Source organism: Leifsonia sp. TF02-11, assembly GCF_017565305.1.
GTDB lineage: Bacteria > Actinomycetota > Actinomycetes > Actinomycetales > Microbacteriaceae > Leifsonia.
The window spans coordinates 243,031-257,363 of record NZ_JAGEKP010000013.1; the positions used below are offsets into that span (position 1 = coordinate 243,031).

Here is a 14,333-nt window from a genome sequence, read left to right on the forward strand (position 1 = left end):
CGCTAAAGTTCTCACTGGCGAATTTATCTCGGCGTCGAGCTATTCTCCCGCCGGACCGCCCAGGAGATATCAGCCGGAGCGTCACGAGCGCGCCGGGCATCAGCGGATTGGATAACCGTGGATCTATTCGAGTACCAGGCCAGAGACCTGTTTGAGAAGTACGGCGTCCCGGTCCTTCCGGGCATCGTCGCAGACACTCCGGAGGAGGTCCGCGCGGCCGCGGAGAAGCTGGGCGGCGTCACCGTCGTCAAGGCGCAGGTCAAGGTCGGAGGCCGTGGCAAGGCGGGCGGCGTGAAGGTCGCCAAGACCCCCGACGACGCCGAAGAGGCCGCCAAGGCCATCCTGGGCCTGGACATCAAGGGCCACGTGGTCCGCCGGGTGATGGTCGCGGGCGGCGCCCGCATCGCCCGCGAGTTCTACTTCTCCGTGCTCCTCGACCGGGCGAACCGCTCGTACCTGTCGCTGACGAGCGTCGAGGGCGGCATGGAGATCGAGCAGCTGGCCGTCGAGAAGCCGGAGGCGCTCGCCCGCATCGAGGTCGACCCCCGTGCCGGCCTCGACTCCGCGAAGGCCGTCGAGATCGCCAAGGCGGCCGGCTTCCCCGACGAGCTGGTCGACAAGGTCGCCGACGTCTTCGTGAAGCTGTACGCGGTCTACACCGGCGAGGACGCGACGCTGGTGGAGGTCAACCCGCTCGTCCTCACCGAGGAGGGCGACATCATCGCCCTCGACGGCAAGGTCACGCTCGACGAGAACGCCGACTTCCGTCACCCCGACCACGAGTCCCTCGAAGACGCCGAGGCCGCTGACCCGCTGGAGGCCAAGGCCAAGAAGGCCGGCCTCAACTACGTCAAGCTCGACGGTCAGGTCGGCATCATCGGCAACGGCGCGGGCCTGGTCATGTCCACCCTCGACGTCGTCGCCTACGCGGGAGAGAAGCACAAGGGCGTCAAGCCGGCGAACTTCCTCGACATCGGCGGCGGCGCGTCCGCCGAGGTCATGGCCGCGGGTCTCGACGTCATCCTGAACGACCCGCAGGTGAAGAGCGTCTTCGTCAACGTCTTCGGCGGCATCACGGCCTGCGACGCGGTCGCGAACGGCATCGTCAAGGCGCTCGAGATCCTCGGCGACGAGGCGAACAAGCCGCTCGTCGTCCGTCTCGACGGCAACAAGGTCGACGAGGGTCGCCACATCCTCACCGAGGCGAACCACCCGCTGGTGACCCTCGCACTCACCATGGACGAAGGCGCCGACAAGGCCGCCGAGCTGGCAGCGAAGTAAGCAAGGACGAATCAGAGAATGTCTATCTTCCTCAACAAGGACTCCAAGGTCATCGTCCAGGGCATCACCGGCGGCGAGGGCACCAAGCACACCGCGCTGATGCTGAAGGCCGGCACGCAGGTCGTCGGCGGCGTCAATGCGCGCAAGGCCGGCACCACCGTGACCCACGGCGATGTCGAGCTCCCCGTCTTCGGCACCGTCGTCGAGGCGATCGACAAGACCGGCGCCGACGTGTCGATCATCTTCGTTCCTCCGGCGTTCGCCAAGGACGCCATGGTCGAGGCCATCGACGCGGAGATCCCGCTGCTCGTCGTCATCACCGAGGGCATCCCGGTGCAGGACTCCGCGGAGGCCTGGGCGTACGCCAAGGCGAAGGGCAACAAGACCCGCATCATCGGCCCGAACTGCCCCGGCATCATCACGCCGGGCGAGTCGCTCGTGGGCATCACTCCGGCCACCATCACCGGCAAGGGACCGATCGGCCTGGTCTCCAAGTCCGGCACGCTGACCTACCAGATGATGTACGAGCTGCGCGACCTGGGCTTCTCCACCGCCATCGGGATCGGCGGCGACCCGATCATCGGCACCACCCACATCGACGCGCTCGCCGCGTTCGAGGCCGACCCGGAGACCAAGGCGATCGTGATGATCGGCGAGATCGGCGGCGACGCCGAGGAGCGTGCGGCCGACTTCATCAAGGCCAACGTCACCAAGCCGGTCGTCGGCTATGTGGCCGGCTTCACCGCGCCGGAGGGCAAGACCATGGGTCATGCCGGCGCGATCGTGTCCGGCTCCGCCGGTACGGCGCAGGCCAAGAAGGAGGCGCTGGAGGCCGCGGGCGTGAAGGTCGGCAAGACCCCGTCCGAGACCGCGGCGCTGCTTCGCGAGGTCTACGCGGCGCTCTGACCCGTATCGACTGAACGCCGGCACAGGGCCGGACTCCTCCACAGAGTCCGGCCCTGTGCCGTTTGTCCACCACTCGTTTCGGGGCCTGCCCGTGCCGCCCGGCACGGCGCTACAGTGAGGCATCACCGCCCGGAGGGGGATGCTGCCGATGCCGAAGATGACGAATGCCGAGCTCGCTCGGCGCGTCGCAGCGCTCGAGGCCGAGAACACCGCTCTTCGGAGCCGGCTCGACGAGAACGCGACCGAGCCGCTCCCCGAGACCGGCGCGCTCTCCCCGGCGAAGCACAAGCGCGGGTGGGGCTGGACGCTCCTGGCCGTCGTCCTCATCGTGATCGGGGCGATCCTCGCACCGGTCGCCGTCGTCGCCTCCTGGGCGAAAGTGCAGCTGACGGACACCGATACCTTCGTCGCCACCTATGCGCCGCTCGCAGACGATCCCGCCGTGCAGGCGTACGTGACCGACGAGACGGTGAAGGTGATCCAGCAGCATGTCGACATCCCGAAGCTGACCTCCCAGGTGATCGACGGCATCACGGGCCTCGGCACCGGTCCCGTCGCCACGAAGGCCCTGGACGCGCTCAAAGCTCCCCTCGCGCAGGGCATCGTGTCGTTGATCCAGACGACGGTCGGTCGGTTCGTGTCGTCCGACGCCTTCGCGCAGGTCTGGCAGGACGCCCTGCGTGCGAGTCACACCCAGCTGGTCGCGACGATGCAGGGCAATCCGAAAGCGGCGATCACTGTGGGAGCCGACGGGTCGGTCGGCGTGCAGCTCGGTCCGATCATCGACCGGGTCAAACAGCTTCTCGAAGACCAGGGCCTCTCGTTCGCCGCGCAGATCCCGACCATCGACAAGACGATCACGGTGGCGCAGAACTCGTCCATCCCGACTCTCCAGATGTTCTACAACCTGGCCATCGTCGCAGGGGCCTGGTTGCCCTGGGTCGCGATCGGCCTGCTCGCCCTGGGAGTCGTCGTCGCCCGGCGGCGTGCGCTCGCCCTCATCGGCGCGGCCAGTGCGCTGGGCGTCGCGATGATCGTGGTGGTCGCGGGCATCAGCATCGGCCAGATCGTGTTCGTCGCCTCGGCGTCGCCCGGGCTGGTGCCGGCCGGGGTCGCGAAGACGCTCTACGCCACGGTCTCGACGGCGATGAAGGACACCGGCGTCGCGGTCCTCGTGCTCGCGATCGTCGTCGCGCTGGTCGCGTGGTACTCCGGTCCGTTCGGCGTGCCACGGCGTCTGCGCGGCTTCTTCGGGTCCGGTGTCACCTGGGTGCGGGAATCCGCGGAACGCCACGGCATCTCCACAGGCCGGACCGGCGAGTGGATCTACGCCCAGCGGGTGCTGCTGCGCAGCGCCGTGGCGGTGATCGCGGCAGCGATCGTGCTGTTCGTGCGTCCGCTCACCCCGTCGCTCATCATCTGGACCCTCGTGATCGCCGCGGTGGTCATCGCGATCCTGGAGCTGGTGCAGCGACCGATCATCACCATTCCGGAGGACGCCGACGACGACACGCCCGTGATGACCGTGTCCTGAGCGCACCGGCCCTCATCGCTCAGCGTGCTTTGAAGAGGGCGAAGAGGTCGCTCTCGCGGACAGCGGAGGCCGCCGCCCCGACGCCGACCACGAACATCGCCGCGGCGGTCACGGCGGTCAGCGCCGACGCCGGAGGCAGGGCGCTCACGGCGCCCTCCGACGCCAGGACACCGAGTCCGTGGGTCAGCGTCGCGATCGCCAGCGCGGGGAGGCCGACGAGCGCGGCCTCCACGAGCAGCGTCCCCGTGACGAAGGCGCGGCTGGCGCCGGCATGCAGCGAACCGGCCAGCTCGAGCCGGCGCGCGCGGGCGTACACGACCCCGAGGAGCAGCGCACCGACGGCTGCGGCGGCCGGCGCGAATCGACTCGTCCGCTGGTCGAATGCAGAGGCGCCGGAGAACTCCTGGCCGACGACTGGATTCAGCGGGTCGATCGAGGTCTCCTTCGACGGCGCGTCGGGGGAGAGCGCGGTCAGGAGGAGCGGATCGCGGTCCCGGCCGGCAGGCCAGATGTCCGCCCAGCACTCGCCCGCTGTTCCCGTCGCCGGAACGATCGAGACCAGCGCGGACGACAGCCGTGACGCCGCGCCGTCGCGTGGGCCGGGTGCGAACGTCCCGAGCACGGTGACCGGGCCTTCTCGCGTCATCAGGCGGGTACCGCTATCCGCGCCGAGCTCGGTGGCGAACGTGGTCGTGAGGTACACGCCGCCTCGGCCGGTGTCTGCGATGCCCAGCCGGGATGCCAGTCCCGGTGAGACCTCGAAGACCGGGATCGCGCTGGAGCCCGGTTCGAGCAGTGCGATCGACTCCCGCTGGGTGAGCGATCCGGAACCCGCGAATCCCGCGGTGCCGGGGAGGCTCTCGCAGCGGGCCCGGTCGACGGCGTCGGGCGAGGAGAGCACGCGCGTCGCGCCGCCCGCCGCCCGGAACGCCTCGGCCTGGCGTTCCAGCCCGGCGATCGTGAGGGTGTCGAGGAGCGCAGCCGCCGCGATGATCGCGGAGAGGACCGCACCGTGGACAACGGAACGCAGCGGGCCGGTCGCGACATTCCGTCTGCTCTCGCCGACCAGGGACCGCAGCCGGACGAGTCTCACGACCGGTGGCCTTCCGCCGCGATCGTCGCCCGGTCCAGTGTCAGCCGCTGCGTGCACGCCGTGACCGTGTCCTGGTCGTGCGTCGCCACCACGACGATGGCGCCGATCCCGGCGAGGGACCGGAGCACGCCGTTCACGGTCGCGGCGTTGGTGCGGTCGAGCTGTGCGGTCGGTTCGTCGACGAGCAGCAGGTCGGGCTCGGCGGCGATCGCCCGGCAGAGCATGAGCCGTTGGGCCTCGCCGCCCGAGAGTTGGGCGAAGGTGCTCTCGGCCCGTGCGACCAGCCCCAGTTCGTCGAGGATGCGCAGGGCACGGCGGGAGGCCGACGCACGGTCGCCGCCTCGGGCGATGATCGGGTAGGCGACGTGATCGAGGGCGGTGCGGTGCGCCTGCCCGTGCGGGTTCTGGAATACCCAGCCGACCCGGCGGATGCCGGTGCGCTCGATGCCGCCGGCGGTCGGGGCTTCCCACCCGGCGAGGAGCGACAGCAGTGTGGACTTGCCCGAGCCCGACGGTCCGGTCACGCCCCAGACGTCGCCCGGTGCCATCGTCGCGGTGAGGTCGCGGAAGATGGGCGCGCCGGGGTTGAACGCGAACGCGACACCGGTGAGCGTCAATCGTGCGCCCGTGGCGGCGCTCATCCGCACCCTTTCGCCGTCACCGCGGCGCCGATCCGGATGCGCTTCGGGACGTCTCCGTCGAAGACGACGAACGAGGAGCCGAGCCGGCTGGCGACGATCCGCACGGCGGCGGTCGCCCCGCTCTCGAGCTGGACGCACCGCGCGCCCGCCGCGGCGCCGATCAGCGCGCCCGGCGGCACCGCCACCACGTGGAGCGGCGTGACGAGTCGAGCCGTGACTGAGAGGGGGGAGTCTTTCGGTTTGGCGGCGTTCGCCAAGTACTCCGGCGACGCGGCGATCCCGTCGAGGACGGCGCGGTCGCCGACAACTCCGCTGTCGGGCATCGTGAACTCGTGGGCGCCCAGCCGGAGGATGCGGTCGCCGGGGACCACCGTCGACGTCTCGCCGCTGACGAGGGTGAGCGAGCGGAGGGTGCCGGGAACCTCCGCGTAGGGGCTCCCGAGCTCGTACCGTTCGCCGACGGTGACCTCGCACGAGGAGACCGTAACGGTCGGTGCCGGAAGCCACGCGATGCTCGACAGCCGCAGCACGCCGTCGGCGGGCGCAACGCCGGTTCGCCGCTGGAGCTCCTTCACGGCGTCCCGCACCGCCGCGCTGTAGCGGCCCTCGGCGTCCACCGCGAACCCGAGGCCGCGCAGGGCACCCCGCAGCGCCGTCACGTCGGTGCCCTCGTCGTCGGGCGCGAGGTCGCGGAAGAGTGGCGTGCCGCTCGACAGGGCCACGATCGGCGCCGCGTCGACGTGCGCGATGACGTCGCCGCTCGCGAAGGCGGCGCCGGGCACGCAACCGGACCCCGTCACCATCCCGCTCGTGTTCAGCGCGATGGCGGCGGTGCGCTCGACATCGGCGGTGAGCCCCATCGAGCGTTCGTCCCGGAACTCCGTCTCCTGCAGGCCGAGCGTGCGCGGGGCCTTCGGAGTCTGGAGGCTGGCGGGGGCCGACGGCGCGAACATCGAAACGATGAGGATGCCGGCCGCCAGTCCGGCCAGAGCGGTGGCGACGGGGAGCAGGAGGCGGCGGATCACTCGGTGAACCCGAGCACGATGCCGGCGACGTAGAGGCACATGTGCACGCGCTCGTCCTTGATCTCGAAGGGGAGACTGTCGTAATCGCGGAAGCCGGGGCCGTCGAACGCGGTCGCGAAGTCGTCGCGGGAGAACGACGTCGGGGCGATCCCTTCGCGGACGAGGCAGGCGGCTCCGGCCTCGTTGCGGTCGCGGAGGAGGTCGGGGTTGCCCTGCTGGACTCGGTAGAGCTCGTCGACTACGACAAGAGTGCCGGATGCGCACGAGAAGTCGATTTCGGCCAGCTGCTCGACGGTGAGATTGGCCGCGGGGGCACCCGCGTTCGAATGGATGAGACCGTTCGCAAATCGATGTTCGTCGGCTACGGCCCCGGATTGAGCCATACATTCCTTGTAGCGAGCGTGTGCAGTTTCGTAGTCGATCTGTGAGATCGAGCCCCGTTCCTTTGCCCGGGCGAGAAGTTCCCTCTCGAATCCGCTCAGGTTCTCGTTCCGAAGCTGCTCCTCGATCAGCGAGACATAAGAGGACGCGAGCTTTTCATTGGGCTCAGGTCGGATGGATGCGCTGCAGGCGAAGGAGCCGCTAACTACCGCCACCGCAGCGACAATGGCAGCGCAAGATTTCGCCGACGTGCCTCGGCGGATCAATCGGTGAACCTAATCACGATGCCGGCGACATAGAGGCACATGTGCACCCGATCGTCGTGGACATCGAACGGAAGACTGCTGTAGTCGGACCCCGGGCCATCGAATGTCGCGGCAAAGTCTTCGCGCGAGAACGAAACGGGCGCGATTCCTTCCCGGACGAGACAGGCAGCGCCCGCTTCGTTGCGATCGCGGAGAAGGTCGGGATTGCCCTGCTGGACGCTGTAGAGCTGGTCGATCGCTGCAGTCGTCCCGACCCCGCACGCGAAGTTGGCCTCCGCGAGATCGTCGATCGTGAACGAGTCATCTGGTCCTGGCGGCGTGGAGTGGATGATTCCGTTGGGGTAGCGCCTTTCCTGCGCGACTATCCCCTTACTGGCCATGCATTCCTTGTAACGAGTGTGGGCCGCCTCGTAGTCGCTCTGCGAAATGGAACCGCGTTCCCTTGCGCGTGTCAGCACATCTGTCTCGAAATCTGTCAGGTTCCCGCTTGCGAGTTCTGCCTCAATGAGCGCGACGTAGGTCGAAGCGAGCTTGCCGCCCGGTTGTTCCGCGGGTGTGCAACCCGCGGCCGAGATGAGCGCGGCCGCGCTGCTGATGAGAAGTGCAGTTCGCAACATGAGGGTCTTCATGGTGGACTTTCGCTTGATTGGCGGCGACAACTTGAGTGGGGTCGAGTGCGTGCAGCACCCGACCCCGCCGAGATTCAGAATCAGCTCTGCGCGATGATGACGCTGTTTCGGTAGATGCGTGCCTTGTGTGTCATGTTGAAGCCGTTCACCTTCGCGTCGCTGTGCGACGTCCGGGCGACCCCCCAGCTGACATCACCTCCTAGCTGAGCAAAGGCCTGAATCCAACCGTCGTTGTTGGTGTTCGACGTCGCGCCCGCGTACGCCTCGACCCACGACGACGAGACGTAGTGCCAGATCGCCGCCTGTGCGGGCACCGCTGTGCCGACCACGAGGCCGACCGATGCCGCTGCTGCGATGGCCCCGGCTGCGACGCGGGAACGAATCGTGCTCACTCTGGTGTGTTTCTTCATGGGCACAGCAAAGCAGAACATCAGGCATAAATGCAAGAGGTATAGATGCAATATCTTTGTGGAGTCGCTGACGGTCGCCCGCCTGTCGAAGTGTCTACCGGATGGTCGCCTCCGTGACCGGTAGGCTCCATCCGGTCATGAATCGCACAACCGTCGCCCTGCTCGCCGCGCTGGAGGCGGCCATCGTCGCGGCGGTCGGCATCGGGATCTGCGTGGTCCCGCTCGCCGTCCTCTGGGCGACGCAATACCACCTGACCGGGGATTTCGCGGTCGTCTGGAAGGCCGCGGCCGACATCTGGCTGGTGGGGCACGGCGTCAACCTGACCGTGACTCTCGATCCGCAGACCGTCGGATCCCTCGGGCTCCCCGGGGCCGCAGCCCCGTTCCGGGTGACGATCGCGCTCCTGGGCTTCGCCGCCCTCACCGCCGGTCTCGGCGTGCGCACCGGTCTGCGTGCCGCGGAGACGCCGTACCGCAGCACCGGTGCGATCTCGGCGCTCGCCGTGTTCCTCGCCGTCTCCGTGCTGGTGACCCTGACCGCGGGAAGCGCGGTCGTGACCCCGTCGCTGTGGCGGGGGATCGTGCTGCCTCCGTTCGTCTACGCGCTGGGCATCGGGATCGGCTTCGCCTTCGCCGGACTCCGCAGGGGAGGGGACGGCAGGGGAGGCGACCGCAGCGCCTCCTCGTCAGAGCGCCCTCGTGACCGGCACGACGACCGGGCGGGCGAGCGGACGAACGGCGCGCCCATCGAGGCGCCGGGCGGAGCGGCTCCCGTCGCCGTCGCCGTCGCCGTCCGCGCCCGGCTGGGCACCATCCCGGCGCCCGTCCGCGCCGGCGTGCTGGGCGCGGTCAGGGCGGGCAGCGCTGCGACCGCCATCGTCATCGGGGCCTCCGCATTCATCCTCGCGCTGCTGATCTTCGGCAACTACGCGGCGATCATCAGCCTCTACGAACAGCTGCAGACCGGTGTCGCGGGCGGCGTCGCTCTCACCGTGGCGCAGCTGGCGTTCCTGCCCAACCTCGTGATCTGGCTCATGTCGTGGCTGGTGGGCCCCGGCTTCGCGATCGGCACGGGATCGACCGTGAGCCCCATCGGCACCGCGCTCGGGCCGCTGCCCGGTGTGCCGCTCTTCGGGGTCATCCCCGCGCACGGATACAGCTTCGGGCTCGTCGGCGTGATCGTCCCGCTGCTCGCGGGGTTCGTCGCCGCCGCCCTCTTGCGCGCGACCAGGAGGGCCCACGCCGACGGCCCGCTCGCGCTGTTCCTCACCGCGCTGGGGATCGGCGTGGTCGCCGGAATCCAACTCGGCCTGCTGGCCTGGTGGTCGTCGGGAGCGCTCGGCCCCGGCCGCCTGCACGACGTCGGGCCGAACCCGTGGCTGGTCGGTGCGATCGCAGCAGGGGAGGTCGGCGTCGCGGCGGTCATCGGGCTGCTGGCCGGAGGCCGGGCGCGACGATGAGAGCGCCGGGGCCCCGATTCCACCTGCCGACGTTCAGACTTCGACGCAGGTCGACCGAGGCCGAGCAGCTCGTCGAGAGCCCGTCGGCGCAGCTGCAGGAGTTCCTCGTCCGGCTCGGCAGTGCGCTCCTGGCGATCGGCACCGCGTCGCGTGACATCCAGGGCACGCTGAAGCGCGTCGCGACCGCCCTCGGGTCGCCCCGTGCGACGCTGATCGTGTTCCCGACGCTGATCTTCGTCGGGCTGCCCGGAGAGGCGCAGACCCGATTCGATGTCGCGGAGGCCTCCGGCGGCGAGGTGCGCTTCGACCGGGCGGCACACGTCTACGCGGTCGTCGACCGCGCTCTGGCGGGGGAGATCACCGCAGCCCAGGGGATCGAGGCTCTGGACGCGATCGCTTCCGCCCGGCCGCGGTTCAACCGCCTGGTGCGGATCATCGGCCACGGATTCGCGTCGGCCGGAGTCGCGCTGGTGCTCCTCGGCGCGGAGACCACCAGCATGCTGTACGCCTTCGCGCTCGGGATGCTGGTCGGCGCAGCGAAGCTGTTCGTGCGGCCGGGCACCTACGCAGCGATCCTCCTGCCCGTCGCGACCGCGTTCGCGCTCGCCCTGACCGTGTTCCTCCTGGGGAGAACCGTGCTCATCGACGAGCCCCTGCAGGTGCTGGTGCCGCCACTGGTCACCCTGCTCCCGGGGGCCGTGCTCACCACGGGCATCCAGGAGCTCGCGGCTGGCGACATGGTCGCGGGTTCCAGCCGGCTGGTCTCCGGCATCGCCCAGCTGGGCTTCCTCGCCATCGGGATCCTCGCCGCGATGCAGATCACCGGCGTCCCCGCCTCCACCGCGCTGCTGTCGACCCAGCCGCCGCTCGGTGCGATCCAGCCGTGGCTGGGGGTGCTGCTGTTCTCGGTCGGGATCTTCCTCTACTACTGCGGGCCGAGACGGTCGCTCTACTTCCTCACGCTCGTCCTGCTGGTCGCCTACGGAGGGCAGCTCGTCGGGACGTTCGTCATGGGCAATGTCTTCAGCGGGTTCTTCGGTGCGCTCGCGCTCACCGTGCTCGCCTACCTCGTCCAGGCGGTGCGCGGAGCCCCGCCGGCCGTCGTCTGCTTCCTCCCGGCCTTCTGGCTGCTCGTGCCGGGAGCCACCGGGCTCATCCGCTTGACGCAGACGGCGACGGGTGTGGACTTCGACGCCAGCAGCATCCCGAACGTGCTCGGCTCCATCGTCTCGATCGCCCTCGGCGTGCTGGTGGGCACGGCGCTCTACCGCCAGCTGTACACGATCGCCCCGGCGCGGTGGGGGCTGCGTTTGGTCTGAGCGCGGCGTTCCTGATGGGTAGGCTGGACGCGTGCTCTCGATTGTCGTGCTGATCTCCGGCGGTGGCTCCAATCTGCGCGCGCTGCTCGAGGCGGCGTCCGACGCCGAGTTCCCGGCCAGGGTGGTCGCGGTCGGCGCCGATCGCGAGGCTGACGGGCTCGATCACGCGGAGGAGTTCGGCATCCCGTCGTTCACCGTCCCGTTCACGTCGTACGACGACCGCGAGGAGTGGGGCGACGCCCTGCTCGAGCAGATTCGGCTCTGGGAGCCCGACCTGGTCATCCTGTCCGGCTTCATGCGCCTGGTGCCGCCGCGCGTCGTGCAGGCGTTCTCGCCGAACCTCATCAACACGCACCCCGCCTACCTGCCGGAGTTCCCCGGCGCGCACGGCGTCCGCGACGCCCTGGCCGCCGGCGTCACGCAGACCGGCGCCAGCCTCATCGTCGTCGACGACGGCGTCGACGCCGGGCCTGTGATCAGCCAGGAGCGCGTCCCGATCCTGCCGGGCGACACCGAGGCCAGCCTGCACGAACGCATCAAACCCGTGGAGCGGCGCCTCCTGATCGACGCCGTCCTCGACATCGCCAACGGACACATCGACCTCAAGGAGCTCTCCCGAGTATGAGCGGACCCCGTCACGACGCCAGCCTCTACCGCGAACGGGACCTCGTCCCGATCCGCCGCGCGCTGATCTCGGTCAGCGACAAGACGGGCCTCCTCGACCTCGCCGCGACACTGGCGGAGGCCGGCGTCGAGATCGTGTCGACGGGTTCGACCGCCCAGACCATCCGCGACGCCGGCCACGCGGTGACCGACGTGGCCTCGGTGACCGGGTTCCCCGAGTCGCTCGACGGGCGCGTCAAGACGCTGCACCCGGCCATCCACTCCGGTTTGCTCGCGGACCTGCGCCTGGCCTCGCACGAGGAGCAGCTGAAGGATCTCGGGATCGAGCCGTTCGAACTCGTCGTCGTCAACCTCTACCCGTTCGTCGAGACGGTCGCGTCGGGCGCGGTCGGCAACGACGTGGTCGAGCAGATCGACATCGGCGGCCCTGCGATGGTGCGCGCGTCGGCCAAGAACCACGCCAACGTCGCCATCGTCGTCTCGCCAGACGACTACGCGGAGGTCGCAGCCGCGGTTGCCGCCGGCGGCACCAGCTTCGACCAGCGGCGTGCGCTCGCCGCCAAGGCGTTCGCGCACACGGCGTCGTACGACGGCGCCGTCGCCGCCTGGTTCGCGGGCGAGGCGCCCTCGACGGACGACTTCGCCGAGCGCTTCGAGGTGCGCGCCGAGCTGAAGCAGACCCTCCGCTACGGCGAGAACGCGCACCAGGCTGCTGCGCTCTACGCCGACCCGGCCGGGAGGGGCATCGCGCAGGCCAGGCAGCTCGGCGGCAAGGAGATGTCGTACAACAACTACGTGGACGCCGATGCGGCCCTCCGCAGCGCCTACGACTTCGCCGAGCCGGCAGTCGCGATCATCAAGCACGCCAACCCGTGCGGCATCGCGGTCGCCGACGACATCGCCGACGCGCACCACAAGGCGCACGAGTGCGACCCCGTCTCCGCGTACGGCGGCGTGATCGCCGCGAACCGCACGGTGACCCTCGCGATGGCCGAGACCGTCAAGGGCATCTTCACCGAGGTCCTCATCGCTCCCGGTTACGAGCCGGAGGCGCTGGAGCTGCTGCAGACCAAGAAGAACCTGCGGATCCTGCAGCTCCCGGTGGGCTACGCCCGCGCGAAGACCGAGTTCCGCCAGATCTCCGGCGGCATCCTGGTGCAGGACAGCGACCGCTTCGACGCGTTCGATTCGTCCGGCTGGACCCTCGTCTCCGGAGAGGAGGCCGACGCGGCCACTCGGGCCGACCTCGAGTTCGCGTGGAAGGCCTGCCGCGCGGTCAAGTCCAACGCGATCCTGTTGGCCAAGCACGGCGCCTCGGTCGGCGTCGGCATGGGCCAGGTCAACCGAGTGGACTCCTGCAACCTGGCCGTCAGTCGCGCGGCGGAGCGCGCGGCCGGGTCGGTCGCGGCGTCCGACGCGTTCTTCCCGTTCGCCGACGGCCCCGAGATCCTGATCGCCGCGGGAGTGTCCGCGATCGTGCAGCCCGGTGGCTCGATCCGCGACGAGGATGTCATCGCGGCCGCGAAGGCCGCAGGAGTCACCATGTACTTCACCGGGGAGCGTCACTTCTTCCACTGAGCGCCACCGCTCATCCGGGTGCCGCATTGCATCCCCTCACGGGGTCGCGGAGAATAGACGACGGTCCACAAGACCCTCAGCATTCACCGCGATCCCACGAGGAGACACCGATGTCCGTCCTGCCCACAGACCTGCCGCACGAAACACTGCACGTTGTGAAGGGGAGGCGGAGCGGCCTCACCATCAGCATCGCGGTCCACTCCACCGTCCTCGGCCCCGCTCTCGGCGGCTGCCGCGTGTGGAACTACGACTCCTGGCAGGAGGCCGTCGCCGACTCGCTCCGCCTGGCGGAGGGGATGACGTACAAGAACGCGGCCGCCGGACTCAACCGCGGAGGCGGAAAGGCCGTGGTCTACCTGCCGCAGGGCCATCAGCTCAGCCCCACCGAGCGCTACGAGGCGATGCTCGACCTGGGCGACGCCGTGGAGAGCCTCGGTGGCAGCTACATGACAGCGGAGGACGTCGGCACGAGCGCCGAGGACATGTCGGTGGTCGCGACGCGCACCGCGAACGTGTGCGGCCTCCCTCCGGCGGAGGGCGGCGTCGGCGAGCCGAGCGACGCGACCGCCGCGGGCGTGTACGCCGGGCTGCTCGCGACCCTGGAGCGCGCCACCGGCAGTCGCGACGTCGCCGGCCGGCGCGTGACGGTGCTGGGCCTCGGGCACGTCGGATCGATCATCGCCATGCGGCTGGCCAGCGAGGGCGCCGTGCTCACCGTGACCGACGTCAACCCGGCCAAGCGCGCGCTCGCCGACGCGATCGGGGCCGCCTGGGTGGAACCGAGCGACGCGCACCGCGTGGAGGGCGACCTGTTCGTTCCCGCGGGCGTCGGCGGGGTGCTGACCGAGGCTGTCATCGACGAGCTGCGCGTGAAGGCGGTCGTCGGACCGGCCAACAACCAGCTCGCCGAGCGTTCCGGCGCCGAGCGGCTCGCCGCCCGCGGCATCCTCTGGGCGCCCGACTTCGTCGTGAACGCCGGTGGAGTGATCTTCCTGTCGATGATGAACGAGGAGTCGCCCTCGGCCGAGGCCACCCGCGCGCGCGTGGAGGCCATCGGCGACACCGTCGCCCGGGTCTTCGACGTCGCCGCCGAACGGGGCATCACCACCCTCGAAGCCGCCGACGAGATCGCGATGGCGCGCCTCCGCGAGCCCGCTCACGCCTGACACCGCCCCTCCGCCCGCCG

The 14,333-nt window shown here is 69.8% G+C and carries 14 protein-coding genes; 8 read left to right on the top strand and 6 right to left on the bottom strand.

Features of this window, described 5'->3' with window-relative positions:
- The first annotated feature begins 117 nt into the window (after positions 1-117).
- The 3 genes from sucC to JNB50_RS16935 all read left to right on the top strand — a co-directional run bounded on the left by sucC (position 118) and on the right by JNB50_RS16935 (position 3,721).
- Entirely contained in the window at positions 118-1,281 is a 1,164-nt protein-coding gene (sucC, locus tag JNB50_RS16925; RefSeq protein WP_208041327.1) for an ADP-forming succinate--CoA ligase subunit beta, read from the top strand.
- Between the two features lie 18 nt (positions 1,282-1,299).
- Positions 1,300-2,187 carry a succinate--CoA ligase subunit alpha gene (sucD, locus tag JNB50_RS16930; protein WP_208041328.1) on the top strand — a complete coding sequence of 296 codons (888 nt, stop codon included), beginning with the start codon at positions 1,300-1,302 and terminating at the stop codon, positions 2,185-2,187.
- Between the two features lie 148 nt (positions 2,188-2,335).
- Positions 2,336-3,721: a hypothetical protein gene (locus JNB50_RS16935; protein WP_208041329.1), complete on the top strand. Its 1,386-nt coding sequence runs from the start codon at positions 2,336-2,338 to the stop codon at positions 3,719-3,721.
- A 19-nt stretch (positions 3,722-3,740) separates the two neighbouring features.
- Here the strand turns inward: JNB50_RS16935 and JNB50_RS16940 are convergent, their stop codons facing one another.
- The 6 genes from JNB50_RS16940 to JNB50_RS16965 all read right to left on the bottom strand — a co-directional run bounded on the left by JNB50_RS16940 (position 3,741) and on the right by JNB50_RS16965 (position 8,148).
- Positions 3,741-4,814, bottom strand: coding sequence for a hypothetical protein (locus JNB50_RS16940; protein WP_208041330.1), 1,074 nt, complete (start codon positions 4,812-4,814; stop codon positions 3,741-3,743).
- Positions 4,811-5,455 (bottom strand): ATP-binding cassette domain-containing protein, encoded by a 645-nt coding sequence (locus JNB50_RS16945; protein WP_208041331.1) that lies wholly within the window; start codon positions 5,453-5,455, stop codon positions 4,811-4,813. The genes JNB50_RS16940 and JNB50_RS16945 overlap by 4 nt, the downstream gene beginning before the upstream one ends.
- The gene (locus JNB50_RS16950) at positions 5,452-6,480 is read right to left on the bottom strand and encodes a peptidoglycan-binding protein (protein ID WP_208041332.1); all 1,029 of its coding nucleotides are present in this window, start codon (positions 6,478-6,480) and stop codon (positions 5,452-5,454) included. The genes JNB50_RS16945 and JNB50_RS16950 overlap by 4 nt, the downstream gene beginning before the upstream one ends.
- Positions 6,477-6,863 (bottom strand): hypothetical protein, encoded by a 387-nt coding sequence (locus JNB50_RS16955; RefSeq protein ID WP_208041333.1) that lies wholly within the window; start codon positions 6,861-6,863, stop codon positions 6,477-6,479. The genes JNB50_RS16950 and JNB50_RS16955 overlap by 4 nt, the downstream gene beginning before the upstream one ends.
- Before the next feature lie 260 nt (positions 6,864-7,123).
- The gene (locus tag JNB50_RS16960; RefSeq protein ID WP_208041334.1) at positions 7,124-7,756 is read right to left on the bottom strand and encodes a hypothetical protein; all 633 of its coding nucleotides are present in this window, start codon (positions 7,754-7,756) and stop codon (positions 7,124-7,126) included.
- 80 nt (positions 7,757-7,836) lie between these two features.
- Entirely contained in the window at positions 7,837-8,148 is a 312-nt protein-coding gene (locus tag JNB50_RS16965; protein WP_208041335.1) for a hypothetical protein, read from the bottom strand.
- A gap of 155 nt (positions 8,149-8,303) precedes the next feature.
- On the opposite strand from JNB50_RS16965, the gene JNB50_RS16970 reads away from it, so the two are divergent.
- The 5 genes from JNB50_RS16970 to JNB50_RS16990 all read left to right on the top strand — a co-directional run bounded on the left by JNB50_RS16970 (position 8,304) and on the right by JNB50_RS16990 (position 14,313).
- The gene (locus tag JNB50_RS16970) at positions 8,304-9,626 is read left to right on the top strand and encodes a DUF6350 family protein (RefSeq protein WP_208041336.1); all 1,323 of its coding nucleotides are present in this window, start codon (positions 8,304-8,306) and stop codon (positions 9,624-9,626) included.
- Positions 9,623-10,945, top strand: coding sequence for a threonine/serine exporter ThrE family protein (locus JNB50_RS16975; protein ID WP_208041337.1), 1,323 nt, complete (start codon positions 9,623-9,625; stop codon positions 10,943-10,945). Before JNB50_RS16970 ends, JNB50_RS16975 begins: the two co-directional genes overlap by 4 nt.
- Before the next feature lie 31 nt (positions 10,946-10,976).
- Positions 10,977-11,570, top strand: a complete 594-nt coding sequence (gene purN, locus JNB50_RS16980; protein WP_208041338.1) for a phosphoribosylglycinamide formyltransferase — start codon at positions 10,977-10,979, stop codon at positions 11,568-11,570.
- The gene (gene purH / locus JNB50_RS16985; RefSeq protein WP_208041339.1) at positions 11,567-13,147 is read left to right on the top strand and encodes a bifunctional phosphoribosylaminoimidazolecarboxamide formyltransferase/IMP cyclohydrolase; all 1,581 of its coding nucleotides are present in this window, start codon (positions 11,567-11,569) and stop codon (positions 13,145-13,147) included. Before purN ends, purH begins: the two co-directional genes overlap by 4 nt.
- A 110-nt stretch (positions 13,148-13,257) precedes the next feature.
- Positions 13,258-14,313 carry a Glu/Leu/Phe/Val dehydrogenase family protein gene (locus tag JNB50_RS16990; protein WP_208041340.1) on the top strand — a complete coding sequence of 352 codons (1,056 nt, stop codon included), beginning with the start codon at positions 13,258-13,260 and terminating at the stop codon, positions 14,311-14,313.
- Positions 14,314-14,333 lie beyond the last annotated feature (20 nt).

Bases quoted from the DNA above. Each gene is read 5' to 3' on its own strand.
- sucD (WP_208041328.1), top strand. From the start codon at position 1,300: ATGTCTATCTTCCTCAACAAGGACTCCAAGGTCATCGTCCAGGGCATC.
- JNB50_RS16935 (WP_208041329.1), top strand. From the start codon at position 2,336: ATGCCGAAGATGACGAATGCCGAGCTCGCTCGGCGCGTCGCAGCGCTC.
- JNB50_RS16945 (WP_208041331.1), bottom strand. From the start codon at position 5,455: ATGAGCGCCGCCACGGGCGCACGATTGACGCTCACCGGTGTCGCGTTC.
- JNB50_RS16955 (WP_208041333.1), bottom strand. From the start codon at position 6,863: ATGGCTCAATCCGGGGCCGTAGCCGACGAACATCGATTTGCGAACGGT.
- JNB50_RS16960 (WP_208041334.1), bottom strand. From the start codon at position 7,756: ATGAAGACCCTCATGTTGCGAACTGCACTTCTCATCAGCAGCGCGGCC.
- JNB50_RS16970 (WP_208041336.1), top strand. From the start codon at position 8,304: ATGAATCGCACAACCGTCGCCCTGCTCGCCGCGCTGGAGGCGGCCATC.
- JNB50_RS16975 (WP_208041337.1), top strand. From the start codon at position 9,623: ATGAGAGCGCCGGGGCCCCGATTCCACCTGCCGACGTTCAGACTTCGA.
- purH (WP_208041339.1), top strand. From the start codon at position 11,567: ATGAGCGGACCCCGTCACGACGCCAGCCTCTACCGCGAACGGGACCTC.
- JNB50_RS16990 (WP_208041340.1), top strand. From the start codon at position 13,258: ATGTCCGTCCTGCCCACAGACCTGCCGCACGAAACACTGCACGTTGTG.